The organism is Cyanobium sp. ATX 6F1, from assembly GCF_024346315.1.
Taxonomy (GTDB): domain Bacteria; phylum Cyanobacteriota; class Cyanobacteriia; order PCC-6307; family Cyanobiaceae; genus ATX-6F1.
Genome location: NZ_JAGQCS010000005.1, coordinates 204410 through 229100, shown reverse-complemented (window position 1 = coordinate 229100; position 24691 = coordinate 204410). Strand labels below are relative to the sequence as shown.

The window sequence follows — 24691 nt, the reverse complement described above, 5'->3', positions numbered from 1 at the left end:
GAGGGGAGTGGGGCGTTCCGGGGGGCTGGGAATCAGCCCATCCGACGGAAGGCAAGACAGACGTTGTGACCACCAAACCCGAAGGAGTTCGAGAGCACCACGTTCAGCTTCTGTTCCCGGGCTTGGTTGGGAACGTAATCCAGATCACAGGCCGGATCCGGGTTTTGGTAATTGATCGTAGGTGGAACGAGGCCGTGAACAAGCGCCAGCACGGAGGCCACGGCCTCGATCCCGCCGCTGCCACCGAGCAGGTGCCCCGTCATCGATTTGGTCGAGCTCACCGGGATCTGGAACGCACGCTCCCCAAGGACCGTCTTGATGGCGGCGGTTTCGTTGCTGTCGTTGGCCTGGGTGCTGGTGCCGTGGGCGTTGATGTAGTCCACGTCCGCCGGGTCGAGGTGCGCGTCCGCCAGGGCCAAGCGGATCGCCTCGGCGGCGCCCACTCCACCGGGGGAGGGCAAGGTGTAGTGATAGGCGTCACAGGTCATGCCGTAGCCCACCACCTCCGCCAGGATCTCGGCGCCGCGGGCCTCGGCGTGCTCCAGGCTTTCGAGCACCAGCAGGCCGGCCCCTTCACCGATCACGAAGCCGTTGCGCTCGGCATCGAAGGGGCGGCTCGCCGTGGCCGGGTCGTCGTTGCGGAAGGAGAGGGCCTTGGCGCTGGCGAAACCGGCCACCCCCAGAGGCGTGATTGCCGATTCGGCCCCGCCGCAGACCATGGCGTCGGCCAGACCAAGTTGAATCAGCCGGTAGGCGTCACCGATGGCATTGGAGCCAGCGGCGCAAGCGGTGGCCACGGCGCTGCTGGGTCCCTTGGCCCCCAGGGCGATGGCCGCCAATCCCGTGGCCATGTTCGGGATCATCATCGGCACACAGAAGGGGCTGACCCGATCCGGCCCCCGTTCCGCCAGCACGTGGGCCTGGGTCTCCATCATCAGCAGTCCGCCCACCCCAGAACCGATCGCCACACCGACCCGATGCTGGTTGAGATCGTCGACGCTGAGGCCCGCATCCGCGACCGCCTGTTTGGCGGCCACCACACCGAACTTGCAGAAGCGGTCCCAGCGCTTCGCCTCCTTGGGTTCGATCCAGCCCGTGGGGTCGAAGCCCTTGACCTCGGCCGCGAACCGACAGGCATGGCGTGAGGCATCGAACAGGGCGATCGGCGCCACCCCGTTGCGACCGGTGCTCAAACCTTCCCAGTAGGAGGAAACGTCATTGCCGATCGGTGTGACCGCGCCCAGGCCCGTGACCACGACGCGGTGGAGACCCTCCACCATCGGGATCCTCAGGCCTGCTTGTCCTGGATGTACTTGACGGCGTCACCGACGGTGAGGATGCCTTCGGCGGCCTCGTCGGGGATCTCGATGTCGAAGGCTTCTTCCAGGGCCATCACCAGTTCAACGGTGTCGAGGGAGTCAGCGCCCAGATCGTTCTGAAAGTTCGACTCTGGCTTGACTTCAGCGGCATCGACGCTGAGTTGCTCGGCAACGATCGAGCGGACTTTCTCGTAGGTCGCTTCCTGGGACATGACCGGTTGGTGGGAGGCCGCATCCTACGGGTCGCCCGGACACCCCCTGGCTTATGAACAAGGGTGACGGGGTGCCCAGGGCCCCGGTTGGCCCCGGTCCGCTTTGGGTACTTTGGGCTCCACGCCGTTCGCTTCCGGTCGGGCATGTCCCATTCCGTCAAGATCTACGACACCTGCATTGGTTGCACCCAGTGTGTGCGCGCCTGCCCACTCGACGTGCTCGAGATGGTCCCCTGGGATGGCTGTAAGGCAGCCCAGATCGCCTCGTCCCCCCGCACCGAAGACTGCGTCGGTTGCAAGCGTTGCGAAACCGCCTGCCCCACCGACTTCCTCAGCATCCGCGTCTACCTCGGCGACGAGACCAGCCGCAGCATGGGTCTGGCCTACTAATCGGCCCTCCATCAAGGAATCAAGCCCGGCCTCGGCCGGGCTTTTTTTCTGCCTGGCGATCCACTAGAAACGAGCCCACTCAGCCCCTTCCTCCATGTGCGGCATCGTCGCGGTGATCGGTTCCCGCGAGGCGGCTCCTCTGCTGCTTGAGGGCTTGCGTCAGCTGGAGTACCGCGGCTACGACTCCGCCGGCCTGGCCACCGTGGCCGGGGGTGAGCTCACTTGCCTGCGGGCCCAGGGCAAGTTGGTCAACCTCACCAGCCGCTACGAGCAGCAGGGGGCCCGGGGGCTCTGCGGCATCGGCCACACCCGTTGGGCCACCCACGGCAAACCGGAGGAACGCAATGCCCATCCCCACCTGGATGGTTCCGGCCAGGTGGCGGTGGTGCAGAACGGCATCATCGAGAACTTCCGCAGCCTGCGCCAGGAGCTGCAGGCCGAAGGGGTGGTGTTTCTCTCGGAGACCGACACCGAGGTGATCCCCCACCTGCTGGGCCGTGAACTGGCGGCCCTGCGTCAAGCCGGCCGTGCCGCCAGCGGCCAGCTCTTGCTGGAGGCGCTCCAGCGGGTGCTGCCGCTGCTCCACGGCGCCTACGCCCTTGCGGTGGTCTGGGCGGAGACTCCCGGTGCCCTGGTGGTGGCCCGCCGCCAGGCTCCCCTGCTGATCGGCCTGGGGGAAGGGGAGTTCCTCTGCGCCAGCGACACTCCGGCCCTGGCGGGCTTCACCCGCACGATCCTGCCCATGGAGGACGGCGAGGTGGCCCTGCTCACCCCCCTGGGAATCGAGCTCTATGACGGGGCCGGTGAGCGCCAGCAGCGCACGCCGACGCTGCTCAGCGGCACGGAGCACGTGGCTGACAAGCGCAGCTTCCGCCATTTCATGCTCAAGGAAATCCACGAGCAATCCGAGACCGCGGCCCTCTGGGTCGCCCGCCATCTGCCTGAATCGAGCGAGGCCGAGCGAACCGTGGCCGGGGCTGCACCTCTGGTGGCCCTGCCCCTCGATGAGTCGGTCTTCGCAGGGGTGGAACGCATCCAGATTCTGGCCTGCGGCACCAGCCGCCATGCCGCCCTGGTGGGGGCCTACCTGCTCGAGCAACTCGCCGGCCTGCCCACCTCGGTGTTCCATGCCAGCGAGTTCCGCTATGCCCCGCCGCCCCTGGCCCCCCACACCCTGACCATTGGGGTGACCCAGTCGGGAGAGACGGCCGACACCCTGGCGGCCCTGTTGATGGAGCAGGAGCGGCGGGAACTGGTGGCCGACCCGGCCTTCGCCCCGCGGCTGCTGGGGATCACCAACCGCCCGGAAAGCTCCCTGGGTCGCCTGGTGAGCCACATCCTCGACATCGGCGCCGGCATCGAGGTGGGGGTGGCGGCCACCAAGACCTTCATGGGCCAGATGCTGACCTTCTACGGTCTGGCGATCGCCTTCGCCGAGCGCCGGGGGCAGTGCCCGGAGACCTTGCAGCGGCTGGTGGGGGAACTGCGCACCATCCCCGCCCAGCTCTCTCAGCTGGTGGACGAACACGACCGGCGCTGCGCCGAAGTGGCCCACCTGTTCAACGAGACCCACGACATGATCTTCCTGGGCCGGGGGATCAACTATCCGATTGCCCTCGAGGGCGCCCTCAAGCTCAAGGAGATCAGCTACATCCACGCCGAGGGTTATCCCGCTGGCGAGATGAAGCACGGACCGATCGCTCTGCTCGATGCCCGGGTTCCCGTGGTCTCGATCGCGGTGCCGGGCGTGGTCTTCGACAAGGTGCTCTCCAATGCCCAAGAGGCCAAGGCCCGCGATGCCCAGCTGATCGGCGTGGCCCCTGAGGGCCCCGACACCGAGCTGTTCGACCTGCTGCTGCCGGTGCCGGTGGTCGATGAACTGATCTCGCCGCTGCTGACGGTGATTCCCATGCAGCTGCTCAGCTATCACATCGCCGCCCACCGGGGGTTGGATGTGGATCAACCACGAAATCTGGCGAAGAGTGTCACGGTGGAGTGAACCGGGGTCCCGGTCCGCTTCGGCGGCTGAGCTCGCGGGGCGAGCAAGGCCGCCTGCGCAGACCGGGACCCCGGTTCAACGGGGGGTGACGCCCTGGGGTCGCTGGGTCAGGGGGGGGACGTTTGGGGCGACTACGGCACCAGCGCGGCGTCGCTGCGGCCGTAGCGGTCTTCGAAGCGGACGATGTCGTCTTCGCCCAGGTAGGGGCCGCTCTGCACCTCGATCAGCTCCACCGGGATCTTGCCGGGGTTGGAGAGGCGGTGCTTGGCGCCCAGGGGGATGTAGGTGCTCTGGTTTTCGCCCACCAGTTCTTCGACCCCGTCTTTTTCGACCACGGCCGTGCCCTTGACCACCACCCAGTGCTCGGCCCGGTGATGGTGCATCTGCAGGGACAGGCAGGCGCCCGGTTTGACCTGGATCTTCTTGACCTGCCAGCGCTCCCCTTCCACGACGCCGTCGTAGTGGCCCCAGGGGCGGTAGATGCGGCGGTGGGCCTTGCCTTCGGAACTGCCATCGGCCGCCAGCCTGTTCACGATCGTCTTGACGTCCTGGGCCCGGTCGCGGTGGGCCACCAGCACGGCGTCATCGGTTTCGATCACGACCAGATCCTCCACCCCCAGCCCCACCACCAGGCGGTGCTCGCTGCGCAGATAGCAATTGCGCGCCCCTTCGCTGATCACCCGGCCCCGCAACACGTTGCCCGCCCCGTCGCGGTCGCCCGTCTCCCACAGGGCACTCCAGCTGCCGACATCGCTCCAGCCCGCCTCCAGGGCCAGCACGGCCCCCCGCTCGGTCTTCTCCATCACCGCCACATCGAAGGCGACGTTGGGGCAGGTGGCGAAGGCCTCCCGCTCCAGCCGCAGGAAATCCAGATCGCTGCTGTCGTGGTCGAGGGCAGCGCGGCAGGCGCTCACCACCTCCGGCGCCAGCCGTTCGAGCTCCAAGAGCACCGTGCTGGCACGGAACAGGAACATGCCGCTGTTCCAGGTGAAGCGACCGGTGGACAAGAACTGCTCGGCGGTGGCGCGGTCGGGTTTCTCGACGAAGCGGGCGATCGGCACCGGTGAGGGCCCCAGGCTCTCGGCGGCCTCGATGTAGCCATAGCCGGTTTCCGCCGAGCTGGGGACGATGCCGAAGGTGACCAGGGAACCGGCTTCGGCGCTGGCGATGCCGGCGCAGACCGTGGCGCGGAAGCGACCGGCGTCACGGATCACATGGTCGGCGGCCAGCACCAGCAGCAGGGGGTCCTCCCCCAGGGCCGTGGCCTTGAGGGCCGCCACCGCCACGGCGGGAGCGGTATTGCGCCCCAGGGGCTCCAGCAGGATCGCCCCGGGCTCGATCCCGATCTGGCGCATCTGCTCGGCAACGATGAAGCGGTGGTCTTCGTTGCAGATCAGCAGCGGCGGGGCCAGGCCGGGCAGGCCCTCGAGCCGTTGCTGGGTCTGTTGCAGCAGGGTCTCCTCCCCCTGGCCGGCCAGGGCCCAGTACTGCTTGGGGTAACTGGCCCGCGACAGGGGCCAGAGCCGGGTGCCGGTGCCCCCGCACAGGATCACCGGCACGAGCGAGGTCGGTGCGCTGGCCAAGGAACTCATGGGGGCAGAGCCGGGCATGGGAGCTGATGCTATGGGGCCCCTCAGGAATCCAACAACCCCGGTGGTGGTGTCAGGCCCAGCCAACCCTCGGCAAGGTTCACCGTGGGCACGATCGCCTCGACGAACGGCACCAGCACGCGCCTCCCCTTCCCCTCCCCCGCACCTTCGGCGTTGAGTTCCACCTCCAGCAGATCGTTGCCGGCCGAGAGCAGATCGACCACGGTGCCGATGCTGCGGCCATCGGCCTCGAGCCGCACCTGCAGACCGACCAGGTCACTGAGGTGGAACTCCCCCTCGGCCAGCTCCGGCCGGTCGTCGCCGCGCACCAGCAGTTCCTGGCCGACGAGGGCTTCGGCGGCCTCGCGGCTGTCGATGCCCGCCAGGCGCACCACGAACAGCTCTTTGCCCGGCAGCTGCCGCCCGGCCACCAGATCCACCGGGCGGGGTTCTGCCTGCTTCAGGCGCAACCAGCGGGGTCCGGGGGCGGTGAAACGTTCCGGGAAATCGCTGCGGGGCACCACGCGCAGCTCTCCGCGCAGACCCTGCGCCGCCACCACCTTGCCCACCATCAGCCACTCATCCATCGCGTCGGTTGCGGGCGCCTGAGCCGATAATGGCGGCACGACGGGCTGACCCCATGGCTGAACTGATCCTGCCGGGCTCCACCGTGGTGGTGCGCGACGCCCGCTCCATCTACGACGGCTACCGCGGCTTCGTGCAGCGCATCAGCGATGTGCGGGCGGCGGTGCTGTTCGAGGGCGGCAACTGGGACAAGCTGGTGACCCTGCCCCTCAAGCACCTGGAAAAGGTCTGAGCGCCGTGCTGGCACCCGCTCAGGGGCTGGGCTGCTCCTGCTTCAACCGCTCCAGGGCCTGACGGGCCGCCTGTTGCTCCGCATCGCGGCGCGAGCGGCCGTAACCCTCACCCAGGGGTTTCCCCGCCAGCTGCACCCGGCCATGGAAGCGCTCCGGGTGGCCATGGCTGCTGTGGCGTTCCTCGACCGCGTAGCTCGGCAGCCCCAGCCCCAAGCCCTGGCTCCATTCCTGCAGCGCCTGCTTCCAGTTGTGGCGGTGAGGGTCCGCCAGCAGCTCGGCGGTGGCGCGCTGCCAATGGGGCGCCAGCCAGCGGTGCACGGGCTCCAGGCTGCCCCAGGCTTCGTAGAGGCCACCGATCAGCGCTTCGGTGCTCTCGGCGCGCACGGTGGGGGCGGCCAGCGGGTCGCGGCGGGTGGCCTCCGCTTGCAGCAACACTGATTCGATCCCACAGGCGGCGCCGAGGTCGGCCAGGGCTCGGTCGCTCACCAGCTGGGCGCGCAGGGCTGAGCAAGCACCAACGCTGAGTTGCGGGTGGTGGCGTTGCAGGTGTTCGGACGCCGCCAGCCTGAGCACCGCATCGCCCAGGAACTCCAGGTGCTCATGGTTGCGGGCCCGGCCGGCGGAGGTGTGGGTCAGGGCCTCATCGATCGGGCCCAGATCCGGGGGCTCCTCCAGCCCCAGGGACGCCAGGAAGGCAACCAACTGCTGGCGGCGTTCGCTCGTGATCGACATCGGATCGGGAGGGGCGGTCCGTTGGGGCCGCGAAGGGGTGAAAGCAGGACGTAAGCCGGGTTCTGTTCCGGTTCGCCGAAGCGATCCGGGGCGGTCATCTATCTGGGACCGTTGTTACCAACGGCCTCGAGCGGCGCACTTAGGTCGGGACGGGTGTCATGGCCAACCGTTGTCCCTGGGCCTTGCTCCCAGCCGGGGTTTACCGAGCCAGCACCTCTCGATGCTGCTGGTGCGCTCTTACCGCACCTTTGCACCCTTGCCTGTGCGCCGGGCAAGCCCGGGCCATCGGCGGTGTGTTTCTGTGGCACTCTCCTCACGGTCACCCGCACTGGGCGTTACCCAGCAGGCCTGGACATTGGGGAGCCCGGACTTTCCTCAACCGGGGGTGAACCCCCGATTGCGACCACCTCGCCTGCTTTCGAGCTCCATCATGCCCCCGTGGGCTGACCCCGCAGGCGGCGCCCATAATGGCCAGCCAGGGGGCTGTAGCTCAGCCGGATAGAGCGACGGTTTCCTAAACCGTAGGTCGTGGGTTCGAGTCCCGCCAGCCCCGTAGGCAGCCCCCAGTCAGCACGCTCGTTGGAGAAAGGGACCCCGCCAGCGCTTCACCATGGCCCGTAAACAAAGGCTGGCGCCGGTAGCCTGCGCTACGGGTGGTGGTCTTTCCATTCGGGCCCCTGCAGCTAGCGTGGGCCCAGTCGTCCTTCCCCGATGACCCAGCTTCACGATCTGCGCTTGCGGCTGCTGGTGCAACAGGAAAGTGAGCGCATCGCCGCCAACCAGGGAGGTGACCTGGACCTTTCCGTGGTTCAGGCCCGCTGCCTCTGTTGGCTGGCCCTGCTGGCGGAGGCCCATGAGGATCAGGCCACCGACGCCGAGAAGCGCGGGGATGTGGAGCAGGCCATGGGCTGGTTTGCCGACTCCATGCGGCTGCGGGACGTGATCGGGGTGGTCAGCTCGATCGAAATTCCCCTCCCCGTCGTGCTCGAGTGTGACGACGGTCCGGAGTACGACGCCGGATCGATGACGGCTTGAGAGAAGCCAGGGCTGGGCAATGCCATGATGGAATTTGAGAACCAAGGGAGTGCGGTGCCCGAAGAGCCCTGCCAATGCCCTGACTGCCAGCGTTTTTATCGGGAACACGACCGATTGATTCGCGAAAACCCCACCCTGCGCCAGCAGCAGGAGCTCAATTGGGCTGCGCTGCAATCCTTTCGCACCCTGGCCGGGCGGGTGCTCGAAGACCTGCAGAAGATCCACGGTGACGCTGAGACACCACCTGCCGCACCGCCCACGGCAGCCGGGGCCAAGGGAGCTCCCGAGCCACCGTCAGAGGAGAACGACGCCATGCAGCAGGCCATCGGCGACCTGGAGAACATCAATGCTCACCTGTTCTCGATCGAGGCGCTGATGGAGCGCATCTTCGATGTGCGGGTGCCCGAGGAGGTGGAGCAAAAATTCAAGGAGCAGGCCGGTGAGCTGGCCCCTGATCCCCTCAATGCCGATCGGCTGCGCCTGAATCGCCTGCTGCACCAGACCCCCGACCTGCCCGACCACCGCAGCTAAGCCGCGGTTGCCAGTGCCAGGCATTGGCGGGCCATCAGGCCTTCCTCATCGGAGGGAACGCGCAGCCATTCGATCGGCCCCAGCCAGCCCAGCCGCTCCCTGAGCTCGATCTCCAACAGGGCATCGTTGGCGCCGATGCCGCCGCTGAGGGCGATGGCATCGACTCCGCCGAGGCTGGCGGCCATGGCTCCGATGCCCGCCAGCAGCCGGTGCTGAAACACGGCGAGGGCCAGCCTGGCGCCCCGGTGGCCCGCGGCGGCGGCGCGGCGCAGCTCGGCCCAGTCGCCACTGAGCTCCGAGAGACCGAGCAGGCCGCTTTCGCGGCTGAGGGCCTGATCGATCTGATCGGGGCGCAGGCCCTCGCGCATCAGATGCAGCAGCAGGCCGGGGTCCACAGAGCCGCTGCGGCTGGCCATCACCAGACCCTCCAGGGGGGTGTAGCCCATGGTGGTGTCGATGCTGCGGCCGGCCTGGATCGCCGCCAGGGAGCAACCCGCCCCCAGGTGGCAGCTGATCAGCCGAAGTTGCGTGGGGTGGCCCAGGCGGGCGGCCACCGTCTCGCTCACGTGCTGGTGGTTGAGGCCGTGGAAGCCGAAGCGCCGCAGCCCCTGGGCCCGCCAGCGCGCCGGCAGGGCATAGGTGTAGGCGGCCTCCGGGAGGTGGTGGTGGAAGGCGGTGTCGAAGCAGGCCCACTGCTCGAGCGCCGGATCCCAAGCGATCAAGGCGCGAATCAAGGCCAGGGCGGGCCCGTTGTGGAGCGGCGCCAGGGGCACCAGCGCCTCCAGCGCTTCCACCAGTTCCGGTGTGATCCGGGCCGGCCCGCTGAAGCGCTCTCCCCCGTGCACCACCCGGTGGGCCGCCAGGGTCAGTCGGCCGCGCCAGGGCTCCAGCTGCTCTGCCAACCAGGGCGATGCCCCGCTGCCGCCGGGGCCCTGCCCCTGCCAGAGCCGCTCCCCGGCGCGATCGATCACCGCGCCCTTGAGGCTGGAGCTGCCCAGATTCACCACCAGGGCAAGCTCCACGGCCCGCTCAGTCGAGATCGCAGCTGATGGTGACGGGGAAGGGGGCCACCTGCCAGATGCGCTCGGCGTATTCACCGATGGAGCGGTCGGAGGAGAAGAAGCCCGAGCGGGCGGAGTTCAACAGCGACATCCGGTTCCAGCGCTCCCGATCGGCCCAGGCCCGGTTCACCTCCTGCTGGGCCTTGAGGTAGGCGCTGAAGTCGGCGAACACGTAGAAGGGATCGCGGCCGATGAGGTTCTGCAGCAGCGGGCGGAACAGATCTCCATCACCGTGGCTGAAATGCCCCTGCTCCACCAGGCGAATCACCTCCGGCAGTTCCTCGATCGTGTGCACCAGATCCCAGGGGCGATAGCCCGAGGCGTGCAGGGTGGCGATTTCCTCGGTGGTGTGGCCGAACAGGAAGAAGTTCTCCGCTTCCACCTGCTCGCGGATCTCCACGTTGGCCCCATCGAGGGTGCCGATGGTGAGGGCGCCATTCATGGCGAACTTCATGTTGCCGGTGCCTGAGGCCTCCAGGCCGGCGGTGGAGATCTGCTCGGAGAGATCGGCGGAGGGGTAGACCTTTTCCCCAAGCTTCACGGTGTAGTCCGCCAGGAACACCACCCGCAGACGACCCTCCATGTCAGGGTCGGAGTTGATTGTTTCGGCGATGCCGTTGATAAAACGAATAATAAGTTTGGCCATGTAGTAGCCCGGCGCTGCCTTGCCGCCGAAGATCACCGTGCGCGGCGCTTCACCATCAGCCAGGCCATTCTTGATGCGCAGGTACTGGGCGATCACCTGCAGGGCGTTGAGGTGTTGGCGCTTGTATTCGTGAATCCGCTTCACCTGCACATCGAACAGGGAGGAAGGATCCACCAGCAGGCCGTTGGTGCGGTGGATGTACTGGGCGAGATGTTTCTTGCCGGCGAGCTTGCTCTGCTCCCAGCGCTCCAGGAAGGACCGATCGTGCTGGAGGGGCTCCAGCCGGCGCAGCTGAGCGAGGTCGGCGACCCAGCCCTCACCGATCGCCTCGCTCACCAGAGCGGCCAGCGGTGGATTGGCCAGGGCCAGCCAGCGCCTGGGCGTGACGCCGTTGGTGATGTTGGTGAACTTCTCGGGCCAGAGGCTGGCGAACTCCGGGAAGAGCTGGCTTTTCACCAGATCACTGTGCAGGGCGGCGACCCCATTGACGTGGTGGCTGGCCACGGTGGCCAGGTGGGCCATGCGCACCGCCTTGCGACCCTCCTCATCGATGATCGACACCTTGCGCAGGATCGCTTCGTTGCCGGGGAAGCGCAGGCGCACCTGTTGCAGGAAGCGACGGTTGATCTCGAAGATCAGCTCCAGGTGGCGGGGCAGCAGGCTGCCGAACAGGTCGAGGCCCCATTTCTCGAGCGCTTCGGGCAGGAGCGTGTGGTTCGTGTAGGCCAGTGACTGGCTGGTGATCTCCCAGGCCTGATCCCAGGTCAGACGCTTGTCGTCGATCAGGAGCCGCATCAGCTCGGCCACGGCGATCGCCGGATGGGTGTCGTTCAGCTGCACCGTCCAGTGCTTGGGGAAGTCCGTCACCGGCAGGCCGCGGCGCTCCAGGCTGCGCAGCATGTCCTGCAGGGAACAGCTGACGAAGAAGTGCTGCTGCTTGAGCCGCAGCCGGCGGCCCTCGTCGGTGCCGTCGTTGGGGTAGAGCACCTTGGAGAGGGTTTCCGACCCCACCTTCTCCTCGACGGCGCCGTAGAAGTCGCCGATGTTGAAGGCGTAGAAGTCGAAGCTTTCGGCGGCGTCGGCGCGCCACAGCCTCAGGCGGTTGCAGGTGTTGACCCGGTAGCCCAGCACCGGCACGTCATGGGGAATGCCGATAGCATGCTCCACCGGGATCCAGCGCACGCGGTAGTGGCCCAGGTCGTCCTGGTAGCTCTCGGTGCGGCCACCGAAGCCCACGAAGCAGGATTGGTCCGGGTGGGGCACCTCCCAGGGCCAGCCCCCCTTAAGCCACTTGTCGGTGATCTCCACCTGCCAGCCATCGCGAATCAGCTGGTCGAAGATCCCGAACTCGTAGCGGATGCCGTAGCCGGTGGCGGGGATTTCCAGGCTGGAGAGGGATTCCAGGTAGCAGGCCGCCAGGCGACCGAGACCGCCGTTGCCCAGGCCCGGTTCCTCCTCCATCTCGGTGATCTGTTCCAGGGAATTCACCCCGAAGCGGCGCAGGGCTTCGCTGGCCTGCTCCTGGATGCCCAGCATCAACAGGTTGTTGCCCAGCTGGGGCCCGACCAGGAACTCGGCCGAGAGGTAGGCCACCACCCGCTTAGGGGTGGCGCTGATCGCCTCGATGCCCGCCAGGTAGCGGGTCATCAGCCGGTCGCGCACCGCATGGCTCAGGGCCATGTAGAGGTCGTGGTGGTTGGCGGCGGGGGCGAGCTTGCCGAGGCTGAAGAACAGGTGCTCGGTCATGCCGGCGAACACGTCGTCAGCGGTGAGGCCGTTGCGGTTGGTGTCCGCGTTGCAGCCCGGGGTGGGCAGCCTTAGCTCCATGGGCAGGGTGTCGCTCAAAGCCGATCCTCCAGGGCGGGGTTCCAGCGCCAGTCGGTCACGTCAGGGCTGTCCATGCCGTGAGTATGGGCGTAGGCGCGGTTCTCGAGGATCAGATCCTTCATGCGTTCCTTCACGTGGGCGGCGCGGGAGCCCAGGGAGGGCACCCGGTCGATCACGTCGATCACCAGGTTGAAGCGGTCGATCTGATTGTTCATCGCCAGCTCCAAAGGGGTGTTGATGTTGCCCTTTTCCTTGTACCCGCGAACGTGGAAATTGGCGTGGTTGGTGCGGTTGTAGGTGAGCCGGTGGATCAACCAGGGGTAGCCGTGGAAGTTGAACATCACAGGCCGATCGGTGGTGAACAGGCTGTCGAAATCCCGGTCGCTCAGCCCGTGCGGGTGCTCGCTCGGCTGGGTGAGAGCAAACAGCTTGACCACGTTGATCACCCGGACTCTGAGCTGCGGAATTTCGCTGCGCAGGATCTCGACGGCGGCGAGGGTCTCCTTGGTGGGGATGTCGCCGGCGCAGGCCATCACCACATCCGGGTTGTCGGGTTCGGTGCCCCGGTCGTCGTTGCTGGCCCACTCCCAGAGGCCGATTCCCTTGGCCACATGCCGCTGGGCCTGCTCCAGGGAGAGGTATTGCAGATGCTTCTGCTTGTCGGAAACGATGATGTTGCAGACGTTGGTTTCCAGGAAGGCCTCCTCGGCCACCGCCAGCAGGGAGTTGGCATCGGCCGGAAGATACACACGCACCACCTCGCCGCTCTTGTTCCCGGCCAGGTCGATGAAGCCCGGGTCCTGGTGGGTGAAGCCGTTGTGGTCCTGGCGCCAGACGGTGCTGGAAATCAGGCAGTTCCAGGGGCCGATCGGGGCGCGCCAGGGGGCGTGGTGGATGCAGGATTCCAGCCACTTGGCGTGCTGGTTGAACATCGAGGCGATCACATGGGCGAAGGCCTCATAGGTGTGGAAGAAGCCGTAGCGCCCGGTGAGCAGGTAGCCCTCCATCATTCCCACCAGGGTGTGCTCGCTGAGCATCTCCACCACACGACCTGAACGGCTCAGTTCGCCGCCGCCCACGTCTTCCGGAAGCAGTTCCTCCATCCAGACCTTCTTGCTGACCTCGTAGATCGCCTGCAGCCGGTTCGAGGCGGTTTCATCGGGCCCGAACACCCGCAGGGAATCGGGGTTGCGGGCAATGGTGTCGCGCAACAGGGCCCCGAGCGGCGCGGTGTTCTCCACCTCCTCCTGGCCGGGCTGATCCACCGGCACGGCGTAGTGGGAGATCGGCGGCAGCTGCAGCTTGCGGCGCAGCTGGCCGCCGTTGGCATGGGGGTTGGAGCCCATGCGGCGGCCGCCTGCCGGTGAGAGGCTCTGCAGCTCCGGGATCAGGGTTCCGCCCGCGTCGAACAGCTCCTCGGGCCGGTAGCTGCGCAGCCAGTCCTCCAGCATCCGCAACTGCTCGGGATCCTTGTTCGGCGCCGGCAGCGGCACCTGGTGGGAGCGCCAGAAACCCTCCAGCTTCTTGCCGTTGAGTTCCGTCGGACCGGTCCAGCCCTTGGGGGAGCGCAGCACGATCATCGGCCAGGCGGGCCGGAAGGCCTCACCGCTGGAGCGGGCCTGCTGGCGGATGGCCAGGATCTGCCCCACCGCCTGATCCATCGCCGCGGCCATCGCCCGGTGCATGGCCTCCGGTTCGTGCCCTTCCACGAACAGCGGATTCCAGCCGTAACCGCGCATCAGATGCTCCAGTTCCTGATGGCCGATGCGGGCCAGCAGGGTGGGGTTGGCGATCTTGTAGCCGTTCAGGTGCAGCACCGGCAGCACGGCGCCATCGCTGATCGGATTGAGGAACTTGTTGATGTGCCAGGAGGTGGCCAGGGGGCCGGTCTCGGCCTCCCCGTCACCGACGCAGGCCAGGGCGATCAGCTCCGGGTTGTCGAACACCGCGCCGCAGGCGTGGGAGAGCACATAGCCCAGTTCGCCCCCCTCGTGGATCGAGCCCGGGGTTTCGGGGGTGCAGTGGCTGCCGATGTGGCCGGGGAAGGAGAATTGCTTGAAGAAGCGCCGCATCCCATCGGCGTCCTGGGATTTGTCGGGATAGACCGCGCTGTAGCTGCCATCGAGGTAGGTGGGGCCCAGCACCCCCGGAGCTCCATGGCCCGGCCCCGACAGGTAGATCATGTCCAGGTCGTGCCGGCGGATCATCCGGTTGGCGTGGGCCCAGATGAACGCCTGACCCGGACTGGAGCCCCAGTGGCCCAGCAGCCGGTTCTTGATGTGCTCGGGCCGCAGCGGCTCCCGTAGCAGGGGGTTGTCCTGCAAGTAGATCATTCCCACGGCCAGGTAGTTGGCCGCCCGCCACCAGGCGTCGATCAGGGCCAGTTCCTCCGCGCCGGGGTCAACCAGGCTCTGCGGGTCGACCTCGATCGTGAGGGGTTCCATAGGGTCGCGGCGCCGGACCGTCGGACCGTAGCCAGAGTTCGGCAAGGGACGGGCATGGAGCATCACAAGCCAGGGTCTCGACACCAACCCTCCGCAGCGATCCCCTTCGGGGCTGGTCAGAGTGGAGAGAGCCGCCTGGCCCCGCGATGAGCCATCCCCTGCCGGAGACCCTCAGGGGCTGGGGCCTGAGCTGGGGCGGCTGGCTGGACAACCGCCGCGGGGAGTGGTGGCTGCTGGCCCAGCTGCTGCTGATCGCCCTGCTGCTGCTGCTGCCAGCTTTTCCACCCCCGGCCGCCCTTGGGTTGGTGTGGCCCCTGGCCCTGCGGCTGCTGGGTGCCGGCGCCGTGGCCGTCGGACTGGCGCAAGCTCTGCGCGCCTTCCTGAACCTGGGGCCCAGCCTCACCCCCCTGCCGGACCCCATGCCCGGGGCGCCCCTGGTGACCACGGGGGCCTATGGCCGGGTGCGTCACCCGCTCTATCAGGCCGTTCTGATCGCTGCCCTGGGGATGGCCCTGGCCCTCGGCAGCGTCCTGCACCTGCTGCTGCTGCTGGCCCTGGCCGCTGTGCTTGGCGGCAAGGCCCGGCGCGAGGAGCGGCAGCTGCTGCTCCAACACCCGGATTACGCCGGTTACCGCACCTCCACGGCGGCGATCGTGCCGGGGCTGCCCTGGCTCGACTGGCGCGCCTGAGGCTTCAGGGATCCTGATCGTTTTCCCGGTTGGCCAGGCTCCAGAACAGGCCGGCGAGCACCGCCATCAGCCCCAGGCTGCTGGCCCAGGCGGGTCCCAGGGCCCAGCTCACGGCCAGGTCGGTGAGCAACCCCACCACCAGGGCCAGGGCGAGACTGCTGAGGATCAAGGCGACCTGCTGGAGCCGCTCATCCAATGGGCCCTCCCCCAGGGCCTGCTCGAAGCGGGCCAGGGGGGCGCTCAGGGGCAGGTAGAGCGCCAGGGCCCACAGCGCCGAGCCCGGCAGCAGGGGGGACCAGTCGGGCACGGGGTGGCCTGCGATGGAAGCTCCCTAGCATCGACGACCTTGCGCCGTTCCATGGCCCCCTGGTCGTATCTGGACCATTCCGTGTTCAGCCTGTCTCGCACCCCGGACGCCCCGGTGGGGCCTGCCCTGCTGCTGGTGCATGGGTTCGGGGCCTCCACGGACCACTGGCGCTTCAACATCCCGGTGCTGGCGGAGCGCCACGAGGTGCACGCCATCGACCTGCTCGGCTTCGGCCGCAGCGCCAAGCCGGAGGGACTGGCCTACGGCGGCGACCTCTGGCGCGATCAGCTGGCGACCTACGTGCGCGAGTGCATCGGCCGCCCCACCGTGCTCGTGGGTAACTCCCTGGGGGGCTACTCCGCCCTCGCGGCCGCGGTGGCCCTGGGCGAGCTGGCGGCGGGGGTGGTGCTGCTCAACGCCGCCGGCCCGTTCAGCGCCGAACAACGGGAGCCGCAGGGCTGGGGCGCCATCGCCCGGGCCACAGTGGGTTCGGCCTTGCTGCGCAGCCCTGTGCTGCAGCGGCTGCTGTTCGAGAACCTGCGCCGGCCGGCGACGATCCGCCGCACCCTCAACCAGGTGTATGTGGATCGCACCAACGTGGATGCGGAGCTGGTGGAAGCGATCCGGCGGCCCTCCAGGGATCCTGGTGCCTTTGGGGTCTTCCGCACCGTCTTCGACATCCCCCGCGGCCAGCCCCTCGATGGGCTGTTTGAGCAGCTCCAGGCGCCCTTGCTGCTGATCTGGGGCCTGAAGGATCCCTGGATCAACGCCGAGGGGCGTCGGGCCCGGTTCCTCGCCCATGCCCCCGCCGGCACCCGTGAGGTGCTGCTGGAGGCGGGCCACTGCCCCCACGATGAGGTGCCGGCGGTGGTGAACAAGGAGCTGCTGGGCTGGCTGGCCGAGCTCCAGGATCCGCGTCCACTGCCCCCTTCACCCTGATCCCCCATGCCCCTCAGCCAACGCGCCGAGCCCTACCCCCACTGGACTTACACCCACCCCGCCACGGGCGATCAGTTGCTACTGGTGCCTGAACGGGGCGGCCTGGTGACGGGCTGGAGCAGCGCCGGCCGCGAGCGGCTCTATTTCGATGCGGCGCGTTTCGCCGATCCGGCCCTCTCGGTGCGCGGCGGCATCCCGGTGCTGTTTCCGATCTGCGGCGGCCTGCCGGATCACCCGTTGCCCCAGCACGGCTTCGCCCGTGACCGGCCCTGGTCGCTGGCGCTGCTGGAGGACGGCGAGGGGGTGCGGCTGCAGCTGTGCGACGACCCCAGCACCCTGGCCCTGTTTCCCCATCCCTTCCGCCTGAGCCTGGAGGTGCGCCCCCAGAGTGCGGCGCTGGAGATCCGGGTCCGGGTGGAGAACCCGGGGGATCAGCCCTTGCCGTTCAGCTTCGGGCTCCATCCCTATTTTCAGGTCACGTCCCTGGAAGAGGCGCGGATCGAGGGGTTGCCTGAGCAGGTGGTGAACCAGCTCACGATGGAGCCGGCCACCAGCGCCGAACTGCTGGAGGGCTTGCCGCAGGGGGTGGACTTGCTGGCTGCCCCGACGCAGCAGGTGCGACTGCTGGACACGGCAAGGGGCGAGGCGATCAGCCTGGAGACCACGGCCCCGTTGGATCTGGTGGTGGTCTGGAGCGATCCGCCCCGGCCGATGGTCTGCCTGGAGCCCTGGACGGCCCCCCGTGGCGCCCTGCTCAGTGGCGACCGGCTGCAGCGACTGGCTCCCGGAGAAGCGTTGGATCTGCTGACCCGCTACAGGCTGACGCCGGCCTGAGCCACCCCTGGCAGCCGGCCCCGGGCCAGTTGCTGCAGGGGGTCGAACTGGCGCTTGAGCGCTTCGATCAGAAGCCGATCGGGGGCGTCCCCCCAGGCGGCAAGTTCCGCCCCCTCGGGCTGCTCCAGCACCGTGAGATAGCCGCCCAGATCGATGCAGCGCCGCCGCAGCTCCTGCACCTGGTAGGGCGCCAGCTGACCAAGACCTGCGCCCGCCGGCGCCCAGGCCAGCCCCAGGCCGCTGCCGGCCCCGAGGGCCAGCGGCACCGCCTGAAGCAGGCGGTGGGCCAGCAGCTCGGCGCCGTGGGCGGGCAGCACCCCCAGCCGCAGCAACCAGCGCTCCTCTTTTTTGGGGGCTGGTTGGCTCAGCAGGCCATCGCCCAGCCCCAGGGCCCGCAGGGCCTCGAGGCGCTCGCTGTCGAGGGGCTGGGGGTAAACGCCCTGGGCGCGGGCTTCGGCGGCGACCGCCGCGATTTGCTCGGCCAGGGCCTCGGGGCTGACGCTGGCCAGGCTGAGCAGCAGCGCCGGGGTTGGCTCCAGGCCCGTCTGGGCTGTGAGCGCCGCTCCCCAGAGGTCAATCAGTTCAGGGGTGAGGCTGGAGCTGAGCAGCCAGCGGCGCAGGCGCTCCAGGGCCTCGCCTTCCCCCAGCAGCAGCAGGCCGCGGCGCTGGGGCGGCACGGGCGCTGTGCGCAGGGTGAGTTCGGTGATCAGGCCCAGGGATCCCCAGCTTCCGGTGAACAGGCGCATCAGGTCGTAGCCCGCCACGTTCTTCACCACCCGCCCGCCGGCGTGGGCGGCAATGCCGTCGCTGCGCAGCAGGCCAATGCCGATCACCTGGTCGCGCACCCCCAGGTGGCGGTGCCGCAGACCACCGGCCAGGCCCCGGGCCACCAGACCGCCGACGCTGCCGGAGTCGCTGCCATCGGAGCCGCTGCCCCAGGGCCAATCAATTGCGAGCCACTGCTGCCGCTCCGCCAGGGCTTCTTGCAGCTCCTTGAGCCCCAGACCGGCCTGGACGGTGACGGTGAAATCGCCGACGGCGTGGTCGATCAGCCGATCCAGCCGCCGGCAGCTGACCGCGGTGGCCTTCGGGCTGGGCGGACCCCAATGCAGGCGGCTGCCGTGACCGGCGGGCAGCCAGGGGGTGGCCTCGGCGTGCAGCTGGCGCACCAGCTCCGGCAACTCCCTGGGATCCGGGGTGATCACGGCACGATGGTGCCATGCGAGCGCTCCCGAAGATCGTCGTTTTCGACGACGACCCCACAGGCTCCCAGACGGTTCACAGCTGCCCACTGCTGCTGCGCTGGGACCAGCCGGCGTTGGTGGAAGCTCTGAACGATCCCTCGCCGTTGCTGTTCTTACTCACCGACACCCGAGCCCTGCCGCCCGAGCAGGTGGCCGAGCGGGTGCGGGAGATCTGCCGGGCGCTTGAGGCGGCCCGCCAGGAGGCGGGTCTCCAGGACTGGCTGCTGGTGAGTCGGGGAGATTCGACCCTGCGGGGTCACTTCCCCTTGGAGGTGGAGGTGATCGCCGCTGAACTGGGTCCGTTTGAGGCCACCCTGCTGGTGCCGGCTTTCCTGGAGGGGGGACGCACCACGGTGGACGGGGTGCACCTGTTGCAGGGGGAGCCCGTGCACAGCACACCCTTCGGCCGCGACCGCTTGTTCGGTTACAGCAGCAGTTTCCTGCCGGACTGGGTGGAGCAAAAGACGGGCGGCCGCGTGCCAGCTGCGGCGGTGCGGCGGATCGGCCGCACCGAGCTGGAAGCGGCGATCGCCAGCCCCGCAGGAGCCCGAGCCCTGGCTGACACACTCCTGAGCCTGCGCGGCAACCCGTTCGTGGTGGCCGATGCCGAGCGGCCCCAGCACCTGGAGGCCCTGGCCGCGGCTGTTTGGACCGCCCAGGAGACCGGAGCGCGCCTGCTGATTCAGTCGGCGGCGGGGCTGATCCGGGCCCTGGCGGCCCTGACGCCCCAGCCCCTTAATGCTGCTGGCCTGGCGGCGTTGCGGCGTGGCCCCGCCCCGGGGGCGGTGCTGGTGGGCTCCCATGTGCCCTTGGCGGACGAGCAGCTGGCAGCCCTGCTGGCGGAACCCGATTGCGGCGGTGTCGAGTTGCCGGTGGAACGCGTGCTCGACAACCTGCGCCAGGGGAGACCGCCCGGTGAGGGGATTGAGACGGAGCTCCTGGAGGCGATGCAAAGCCTGCGCCGGCAGGGCCGTACCCCTGTGCTGTTCACCAGCCGCGGTGAAGCCAGCTGTGTCGACGAAGCCGAACGCCGGGCCTTCGGTGAGGCGCTAGCGGCGCTGATGGCCCGAATCGCCGCCGCCCTGCCGCAGGATCTGAGCTATCTGATCAGCAAGGGGGGCATCACCACCCAGACCCTGCTGGCCGAGGGGCTGGATGCGGCGGCGGTGCGGCTGGAGGGTCAGTTGCTGCCGGGGCTTTCCCTGGTGTGGCTGTCGGCTGATCATCCCCGCTTCCCGCTGCTGCCGGTGCTCACCTTCCCGGGGAACCTGGGCGAGGCCGCCACCCTGGTCATGGCCTGGCGGCACATGGCCAGCGCCCGCGACGTCCACTGGGATCAATCCGATCCAGCCGGAAGCACCTAGGGTCACGCCCATCCGTACGGGCCCGGGCAGCCGGCTTTGCAAGCACTTCATGACCTTTCCAGCGCTGTTGCTTGAGGTGGGCAGCCACGAGATCGAGGTGGCCGAAACCCTGATCGGGGTTGGCCGCTTCGTGCTGATCTTCATTGCCGCCCGCGCCCTGGCGGAAGTGCTGGTGCGGCTGCAGTTGCCCACGATCCTCGGGGAACTGATCGCCGGGGTGCTGATCGGCCTCTCGGGCCTGCACCTGATCCTGCCGCCTGAAACCCAGGGTGAGCTCAGCTCCTGGTTCGTGAACACCATCTCGTCCCTGGCCCACCTGGGCCCCACGGAGGTGCGGGAGCTCTATGCCGAAACCTTCCCCAACCTGCAGGCGGTGGCCACCATCGGCCTGTTCTCGCTGCTGTTCCTCACGGGCCTGGAGAGCGATCTCGATGAGCTGATGGCGGTGGGCACCCAGGCCTTCACCGTGGCGACCACGGGGGTGGTGCTGCCCTTCGCGATCGGCACTTTTGGCCTGCTCTGGATCTTCCACGTGCCGCTGATTCCGGCTGTATTTGCTGGAGCGTCGATGACCGCCACCAGCATCGGCATCACCGCCAGTGTGTTCAGCGAACTCAAGTTCCTGCGCACCAAGGAGGGACAGATCGTGATCGGTGCGGCCGTGCTCGATGACATTCTCGGCATCGTGATCCTGGCGGTGGTGGTGGCCCTGGCCGCCAGCGGCACCGTGGCGATCGGGCCGATCGTGAAGCTCTGCCTAGCCGCCGTGGTGTTCGTGGTGGTGTCACTGGTGCTCAGCCGCACGGCCGCTCCCCTGTTCGACTGGGCGCTGGATCAGCTCAAGGCCCCCGGTGAGGTGGTGGTGGCCTCCTTCCTGGTGCTGTGTGTGGCCTGCTTCGCCTCCCAGGCGATCGGCCTGGAGGCGGCCCTGGGGGCCTTCGCCGCCGGCCTGATCCTCAGCAGCTCCCGCCATATCAAGGCGATCGAGGCGGCGGTGAAACCTCTGGTCGGCCTGTTCTCCACGGTGTTCTTCGTGCTGATCGGCACGACCATGGACCTGTCGGTGCTCAATCCGATGGATCCCGCCAACCGGGAGGGCCTGATCGTGGCCGGTTTCCTGCTGACGGTGGCGGTGGTCACCAAGGTGGTGGCCGGCTGGAGCTACCTCTGCAAGGAACCCACCAACCGGCTGGTGGTGGGGCTGGGGATGATGCCCCGGGGTGAAGTCGGCTTGATTTTCCTTGGGCTCGGCACCCAGGCCGGCCTGCTCACGCCTGCCCTGGAGGCGGCCATTCTGCTCATGGTGATCGGCACCACCTTCCTGGCGCCGGTGTTGCTGCGGCTGGTGATCAAACCCGCCCCCGCTGAGCAGCTGGCCTGAGGCAAGGCCGGGCCTGATCGGGGTGCTTGAGGCCCCCGTCAGCCGCAAAGCGCTTGGCGTGTCACCCAAGTGGCCCGGAAGCGGCCCCGCACCCGCTCACCCATGGGGCTCACCAGGTCGAAGCTTCCCAGCACCGGCTGGCCCGGAAGCACCGATCGGAAGCTGACGCGGCCCTTGAGCAGGCCGTCCACCCCTGGTCTTGGCTGCAGGGTGATCGAGCCGATCCTGGCGTCGGCAGGGAAGTCGAACGCACTCGGTTCGCTCAGGTTGGGCCCCTTCCAGATCGCGATCGAGAGCGTGGCGGCCGGTCGGTTGGGCCGGGCGGGCCAGGGCATGGTGACCGTGAAGGCGGCCCCGTCCCAGGGGGCGCAGTCGTTCCAGATCTGGGCGGGCAGGGGCGTGGCGGCGGATCCGGGCTGTTTGGTTGGGCTGGCCAGCAGGTCGGTGGGCAGGCCCAGGGCCAGGAGGCCGCCCACCGTGACCAGGGCCCTGAGGACAGCTGAGGGGGATGGAGCGGCCATGGCTGGATCAGGAGTCGGGGGCGGCGCGCTGGGGGAACGAGATCTCCAACACAACACAACCCTGATCGGTCCGAAAGGGCCCATGGACCTCACCCGGCGGGCGGCTGGCGTAGTGGCCGGCCTCCAGCCAGATCCCGAAGGCCGCATCGAACAGCCGCCCACTGACGATGAACACCTCTTCCGGGTATGCATGCACCTTGGCGCCGAAGGCGGCCGTATCAGCGCCTGGGTGGAAGCGGGTCAGGCGCGTGATCTCGCCGGTGGCGGGAGCAAGGCTCAAGGTGAGCTCCTCGGCCTGGTGCTCGAGCCCCGCCACCGGCGTCCAGCGGTGGCGTTGGTCTTCGGCGTAGACGTTCCCATATGGGCTGATGCTTTTCACCGTGGTGCTTTTCACAGATCGCCCTGCTCGATTTCATCGAGGTAGAGGAAGGTGGGGGCATGCACGCCGGCCTCCTGGCGCAGTTTCACCAGTCCCGGCGATTCGAAGAAGGCGCGCGCCGCCTCGAGCGAGGTCCAGGCGGAGAAATGAATCACGTGGTTCGGATCGGAGGCCTCCCGCAGCAGCTGATAGCTGCGTTCCCCGGCTTTGCGGCGGATGCTGGCGGCGTCATCGAAGATCCGCTTCCAGGCTGGATAGCTCTCCACGGCATGGAGGATCAGCACGTGGGGCATGGGCGCTGGGCGTAGCCCCTGAGTCAAGCAGCGCCAGCGCAGGCCTCAGCGGGATTCAATCCTGTTGGCCGGGGCCCTCGGGCCCGTCATCGAGCTGGCGGCGCAGGCGGTCGAGTTCGCTGCGCAGGTCATCGAGATCGCTGCGGTTGCGCTCCCGTTCCTGGTCGGGGTACTGACGCAGGGAGCGGAACATCAGGCCGGCGCCGCCACCAACCATGGCCACCATCGCCAGCAGGCTCCACAGGCTGGTGGGCCGGAAGCTGAACACCAGGCTTTGGAGCACCAGCACCCCGAGGGCGGCGGAGGTGGCCCCGATCAGAAGCCAGGCCAATTTGCGGTAGGTGCCGGCCAGGAGCAGGGCAGCGCCGATGGCGAGGGGCACCATCAGCAGACCGAAACCCTGGCCATTGTCGAAGCCCATCAGCCCACCGAAGAAACTGCCTCCGCGGCCGGCCGAGCCCCTTCCGAACCAGCCCCCCAACCCCAACGACCCCTGGGAGCCCACCATCACCTGGCTGGTGAAGAGCACGATGCCGGCGGCGAACAGGGCCCCACCGAACAGGAACAGGAGGAAGTCCTCGGTGGGCTTGCGGCGCATGGATAGGGCCCAATGCGCTCATCCTGCGCAGGGGGCCGGAGGCTGTCAATCGCGCCTCCCCTCCCTTCACAGCCTCACCAGGGGACTCCTCCGTCACCCCCACCAACCTCAGCTGCCTGCGAGGCTCCGTGCCAGCAGTTGGATCGGATGCAGCACCTCGATCGCTCGCCCGGTGCCTTCCATGTGCTGACGGATCTGCAGCGTGCAGCCGATGTTGGCGCTCACCGCCAGGTCGGCGCCGGTGCCGGAGAGATCCTGGGCTTTGAGGCGGCCCAGTTCGGCGGCCTCGGTGGGCTGCACCAGGTTGTAGATGCCGGCGCTGCCGCAGCACACCCCTGCTTCTGTGGCCTCGCGCAGCTGCACGTGGGGGATGCGCCGCAGCAACGCCCGGGGCTGCTCGGAGATCCCCTGGCCGTGGAGCATGTGGCAGGCGTCGTGATAAGCGAGCCGCAGAGGCCGCTCGGCGCTGGCGGGTGTGCCATCGCCGTGGCGCAGGGGCTGCAGGCGCGCCATGGCCTCCTTGCTCAGGCCGACGCGTTCCAGAAATTCCTGGATGTCTTCGACCCGGGCGGCGAAGGCGCTGCCGCGGGCGGCCCAGGCGGGTTCGTTCGCCAGCAGGCGGTCATAGGCCTTGAGGGTGTGGCCGCAGCCGGAGGCCGCCACCAGCACGGCATCCAGGGGTTCACTCCCCGCCGGCTTGCCCGGGCCGATCACGGCGTCGAAGGCGATGATCAGATCCCCCGCCAGCTGCCGGGTCTGCTCCAGTTCCCCCTGGTGGTGGGTGACGGCCCCGCAGCAGTTCTGGGCCGGGGGGATCACCACCTCGATGCCATTGGCGCTCAGCACTTCGATGGCCGCCCGGTTCACCTCGGGATCAAACAGCCGCTGCACGCAGCCCAGCACCAGCCCCACCCGGTGGCGCCGCTCGCCCTGGGCGGGCACCACCAGGGGGGAATCATCTGTGAACGCCTCGGGTGCCAGGGGCGGCAGCAGCCGCTCCATCGCCTCGAGCCCCGGCCCGAGCAACCGGGTGAGGCCGCTGGAGCGCGCCAGTCGTTGCAGCGGTGTGCCGGCGTAGGGGCGCAGCGGCGTCAGAAGCGCCCGAAGCCGCCGGGGGTAGGGCAGCAGCGCAAACAGCAGCTGACGAAAGCGGCGCTGGCCGGGACTGCGCAGCTCCGGCGCGTTGAGCTTGGGCCGGGTGGCCTCGATCAGTTCGTCGTAACGCACGCCCGAGGGGCAGGCCGTGACGCAGGCGAGGCAGCCCAGGCAGGAATCGAAGTGGCCCGCCACCGTGGCATCGAGTTCCAGTTCGCCCGCTTCAATCGCCTTGAGCAGGTGAATGCGCCCCCGGGGCGAATCCATTTCCGTGCCCAGCACCCGGTAGCTGGCACAGCTGGGCAGGCAGAAGCCGCAGTGCACGCAGGGGTCGCTGGCCGGGTTGGCCGGCAGTGCCGGGGCCGCCGGGGACGCGGCTGACAGGGCAGGAGCAGGCAGCTCAGTGGCAGGCAGTGGGGCGCTCATAGGAGCCAGTCTGCCCCG

25 protein-coding genes, 1 tRNA gene and 1 other RNA gene are annotated in these 24691 nt (G+C 68.5%); 11 read left to right on the top strand and 16 right to left on the bottom strand.

The annotated features are described in order from the left end of the window. Positions 1–32 precede the first annotated feature (32 nt). Entirely contained in the window at positions 33–1280 is a 1248-nt protein-coding gene (gene fabF, locus KBZ13_RS09665) for a beta-ketoacyl-ACP synthase II (protein ID WP_255008626.1), read from the bottom strand. An 8-nt stretch (positions 1281–1288) separates the two neighbouring features. After that, on the bottom strand, positions 1289–1531 hold the full coding sequence (acpP, locus tag KBZ13_RS09660) for an acyl carrier protein (protein WP_255008624.1): 243 nt from the start codon (positions 1529–1531) through the stop codon (positions 1289–1291). 144 nt (positions 1532–1675) lie between these two features. Here acpP and psaC point away from each other — a divergent pair, with 144 nt between their 5' ends. Then, complete coding sequence (gene psaC, locus KBZ13_RS09655; protein ID WP_254939178.1) at positions 1676–1921, top strand: photosystem I iron-sulfur center protein PsaC; 246 nt, start codon at positions 1676–1678, stop codon at positions 1919–1921. Positions 1922–2015: 94 nt separating this feature from the next. After that, positions 2016–3920 (top strand): glutamine--fructose-6-phosphate transaminase (isomerizing), encoded by a 1905-nt coding sequence (glmS, locus tag KBZ13_RS09650; RefSeq protein ID WP_255008622.1) that lies wholly within the window; start codon positions 2016–2018, stop codon positions 3918–3920. 131 nt (positions 3921–4051) lie between these two features. Here the strand turns inward: glmS and KBZ13_RS09645 are convergent, their stop codons facing one another. Together KBZ13_RS09645 and rimM are read right to left on the bottom strand one after the other, a co-directional pair. Further along, positions 4052–5512 carry a mannose-1-phosphate guanylyltransferase/mannose-6-phosphate isomerase gene (locus KBZ13_RS09645; protein ID WP_255008621.1) on the bottom strand — a complete coding sequence of 487 codons (1461 nt, stop codon included), beginning with the start codon at positions 5510–5512 and terminating at the stop codon, positions 4052–4054. 41 nt (positions 5513–5553) lie between these two features. Next, positions 5554–6096 (bottom strand): ribosome maturation factor RimM, encoded by a 543-nt coding sequence (gene rimM / locus KBZ13_RS09640; RefSeq protein WP_255008620.1) that lies wholly within the window; start codon positions 6094–6096, stop codon positions 5554–5556. A 53-nt stretch (positions 6097–6149) separates the two neighbouring features. Here rimM and KBZ13_RS09635 point away from each other — a divergent pair, with 53 nt between their 5' ends. Then, entirely contained in the window at positions 6150–6326 is a 177-nt protein-coding gene (locus tag KBZ13_RS09635) for an NAD(P)H dehydrogenase subunit NdhS (RefSeq protein WP_255008619.1), read from the top strand. Positions 6327–6345: 19 nt separating this feature from the next. On the opposite strand, the gene rnc is transcribed toward KBZ13_RS09635, so the two are convergent. Together rnc and rnpB are read right to left on the bottom strand one after the other, a co-directional pair. After that, complete coding sequence (rnc, locus tag KBZ13_RS09630) at positions 6346–7059, bottom strand: ribonuclease III (RefSeq protein ID WP_255008618.1); 714 nt, start codon at positions 7057–7059, stop codon at positions 6346–6348. A 35-nt stretch (positions 7060–7094) separates the two neighbouring features. Then, positions 7095–7479, bottom strand: an RNA gene (gene rnpB, locus KBZ13_RS09625) — RNase P RNA component class A. 59 nt (positions 7480–7538) lie between these two features. On the opposite strand from rnpB, the gene KBZ13_RS09620 reads away from it, so the two are divergent. From KBZ13_RS09620 to KBZ13_RS09610, 3 genes are all read left to right on the top strand, one after another. Continuing rightward, positions 7539–7612 (top strand) — tRNA-Arg (locus tag KBZ13_RS09620). Positions 7613–7770: 158 nt separating this feature from the next. Then, positions 7771–8094 (top strand): hypothetical protein, encoded by a 324-nt coding sequence (locus tag KBZ13_RS09615; protein ID WP_255008617.1) that lies wholly within the window; start codon positions 7771–7773, stop codon positions 8092–8094. Between the two features lie 54 nt (positions 8095–8148). Then, the gene (locus KBZ13_RS09610; protein WP_255008616.1) at positions 8149–8625 is read left to right on the top strand and encodes a hypothetical protein; all 477 of its coding nucleotides are present in this window, start codon (positions 8149–8151) and stop codon (positions 8623–8625) included. On the opposite strand, the gene KBZ13_RS09605 is transcribed toward KBZ13_RS09610, so the two are convergent. The 3 genes from KBZ13_RS09605 to KBZ13_RS09595 are packed head-to-tail and all read right to left on the bottom strand — an operon-like array spanning position 8622 to position 14603. Then, a complete protein-coding gene (locus tag KBZ13_RS09605) occupies positions 8622–9647 on the bottom strand; it encodes an acetate/propionate family kinase (protein WP_255008615.1) in 1026 nt (341 codons plus the stop codon). The two genes, KBZ13_RS09610 and KBZ13_RS09605, sit on opposite strands and share 4 nt — an antisense overlap. A gap of 7 nt (positions 9648–9654) precedes the next feature. Next, positions 9655–12159: a glycogen/starch/alpha-glucan phosphorylase gene (locus KBZ13_RS09600; RefSeq protein ID WP_409995640.1), complete on the bottom strand. Its 2505-nt coding sequence runs from the start codon at positions 12157–12159 to the stop codon at positions 9655–9657. Between the two features lie 14 nt (positions 12160–12173). Then, on the bottom strand, positions 12174–14603 hold the full coding sequence (locus tag KBZ13_RS09595; protein ID WP_255008613.1) for a phosphoketolase: 2430 nt from the start codon (positions 14601–14603) through the stop codon (positions 12174–12176). 146 nt (positions 14604–14749) lie between these two features. On the opposite strand from KBZ13_RS09595, the gene KBZ13_RS09590 reads away from it, so the two are divergent. Then, on the top strand, positions 14750–15292 hold the full coding sequence (locus KBZ13_RS09590) for a methyltransferase family protein (RefSeq protein ID WP_255008611.1): 543 nt from the start codon (positions 14750–14752) through the stop codon (positions 15290–15292). Positions 15293–15296: 4 nt separating this feature from the next. Here the strand turns inward: KBZ13_RS09590 and KBZ13_RS09585 are convergent, their stop codons facing one another. After that, positions 15297–15599, bottom strand: coding sequence for a hypothetical protein (locus KBZ13_RS09585; RefSeq protein WP_255008609.1), 303 nt, complete (start codon positions 15597–15599; stop codon positions 15297–15299). A 51-nt stretch (positions 15600–15650) separates the two neighbouring features. Here KBZ13_RS09585 and KBZ13_RS09580 point away from each other — a divergent pair, with 51 nt between their 5' ends. Continuing rightward, positions 15651–16538 carry an alpha/beta fold hydrolase gene (locus KBZ13_RS09580; RefSeq protein WP_255008745.1) on the top strand — a complete coding sequence of 296 codons (888 nt, stop codon included), beginning with the start codon at positions 15651–15653 and terminating at the stop codon, positions 16536–16538. Between the two features lie 6 nt (positions 16539–16544). After that, on the top strand, positions 16545–17372 hold the full coding sequence (locus KBZ13_RS09575) for a galactose mutarotase (RefSeq protein WP_255008607.1): 828 nt from the start codon (positions 16545–16547) through the stop codon (positions 17370–17372). Here KBZ13_RS09575 and KBZ13_RS09570 read toward each other — a convergent pair. Further along, complete coding sequence (locus KBZ13_RS09570; protein WP_255008605.1) at positions 17351–18577, bottom strand: FAD-binding oxidoreductase; 1227 nt, start codon at positions 18575–18577, stop codon at positions 17351–17353. The two genes, KBZ13_RS09575 and KBZ13_RS09570, sit on opposite strands and share 22 nt — an antisense overlap. Before the next feature lie 14 nt (positions 18578–18591). Between KBZ13_RS09570 and KBZ13_RS09565 the strand changes: the two genes are divergently transcribed. Both KBZ13_RS09565 and KBZ13_RS09560 read left to right on the top strand, forming a co-directional pair. Then, the gene (locus tag KBZ13_RS09565; protein WP_255008603.1) at positions 18592–19980 is read left to right on the top strand and encodes a four-carbon acid sugar kinase family protein; all 1389 of its coding nucleotides are present in this window, start codon (positions 18592–18594) and stop codon (positions 19978–19980) included. A 49-nt stretch (positions 19981–20029) separates the two neighbouring features. Next, the gene (locus tag KBZ13_RS09560) at positions 20030–21361 is read left to right on the top strand and encodes a cation:proton antiporter (RefSeq protein WP_255008601.1); all 1332 of its coding nucleotides are present in this window, start codon (positions 20030–20032) and stop codon (positions 21359–21361) included. A gap of 38 nt (positions 21362–21399) precedes the next feature. On the opposite strand, the gene KBZ13_RS09555 is transcribed toward KBZ13_RS09560, so the two are convergent. The 5 genes from KBZ13_RS09555 to KBZ13_RS09535 all read right to left on the bottom strand — a co-directional run bounded on the left by KBZ13_RS09555 (position 21400) and on the right by KBZ13_RS09535 (position 24673). Next, entirely contained in the window at positions 21400–21882 is a 483-nt protein-coding gene (locus KBZ13_RS09555; RefSeq protein ID WP_255008600.1) for a hypothetical protein, read from the bottom strand. Between the two features lie 7 nt (positions 21883–21889). Beyond that, on the bottom strand, positions 21890–22276 hold the full coding sequence (locus tag KBZ13_RS09550) for a cupin domain-containing protein (protein ID WP_255008598.1): 387 nt from the start codon (positions 22274–22276) through the stop codon (positions 21890–21892). Continuing rightward, positions 22273–22554, bottom strand: coding sequence for a putative quinol monooxygenase (locus tag KBZ13_RS09545; RefSeq protein ID WP_255008596.1), 282 nt, complete (start codon positions 22552–22554; stop codon positions 22273–22275). The genes KBZ13_RS09550 and KBZ13_RS09545 overlap by 4 nt, the downstream gene beginning before the upstream one ends. Positions 22555–22609: 55 nt before the next feature. After that, positions 22610–23152 carry a hypothetical protein gene (locus KBZ13_RS09540; RefSeq protein WP_255008594.1) on the bottom strand — a complete coding sequence of 181 codons (543 nt, stop codon included), beginning with the start codon at positions 23150–23152 and terminating at the stop codon, positions 22610–22612. 108 nt (positions 23153–23260) lie between these two features. Next, complete coding sequence (locus KBZ13_RS09535; protein WP_255008592.1) at positions 23261–24673, bottom strand: (Fe-S)-binding protein; 1413 nt, start codon at positions 24671–24673, stop codon at positions 23261–23263. Positions 24674–24691 lie beyond the last annotated feature (18 nt).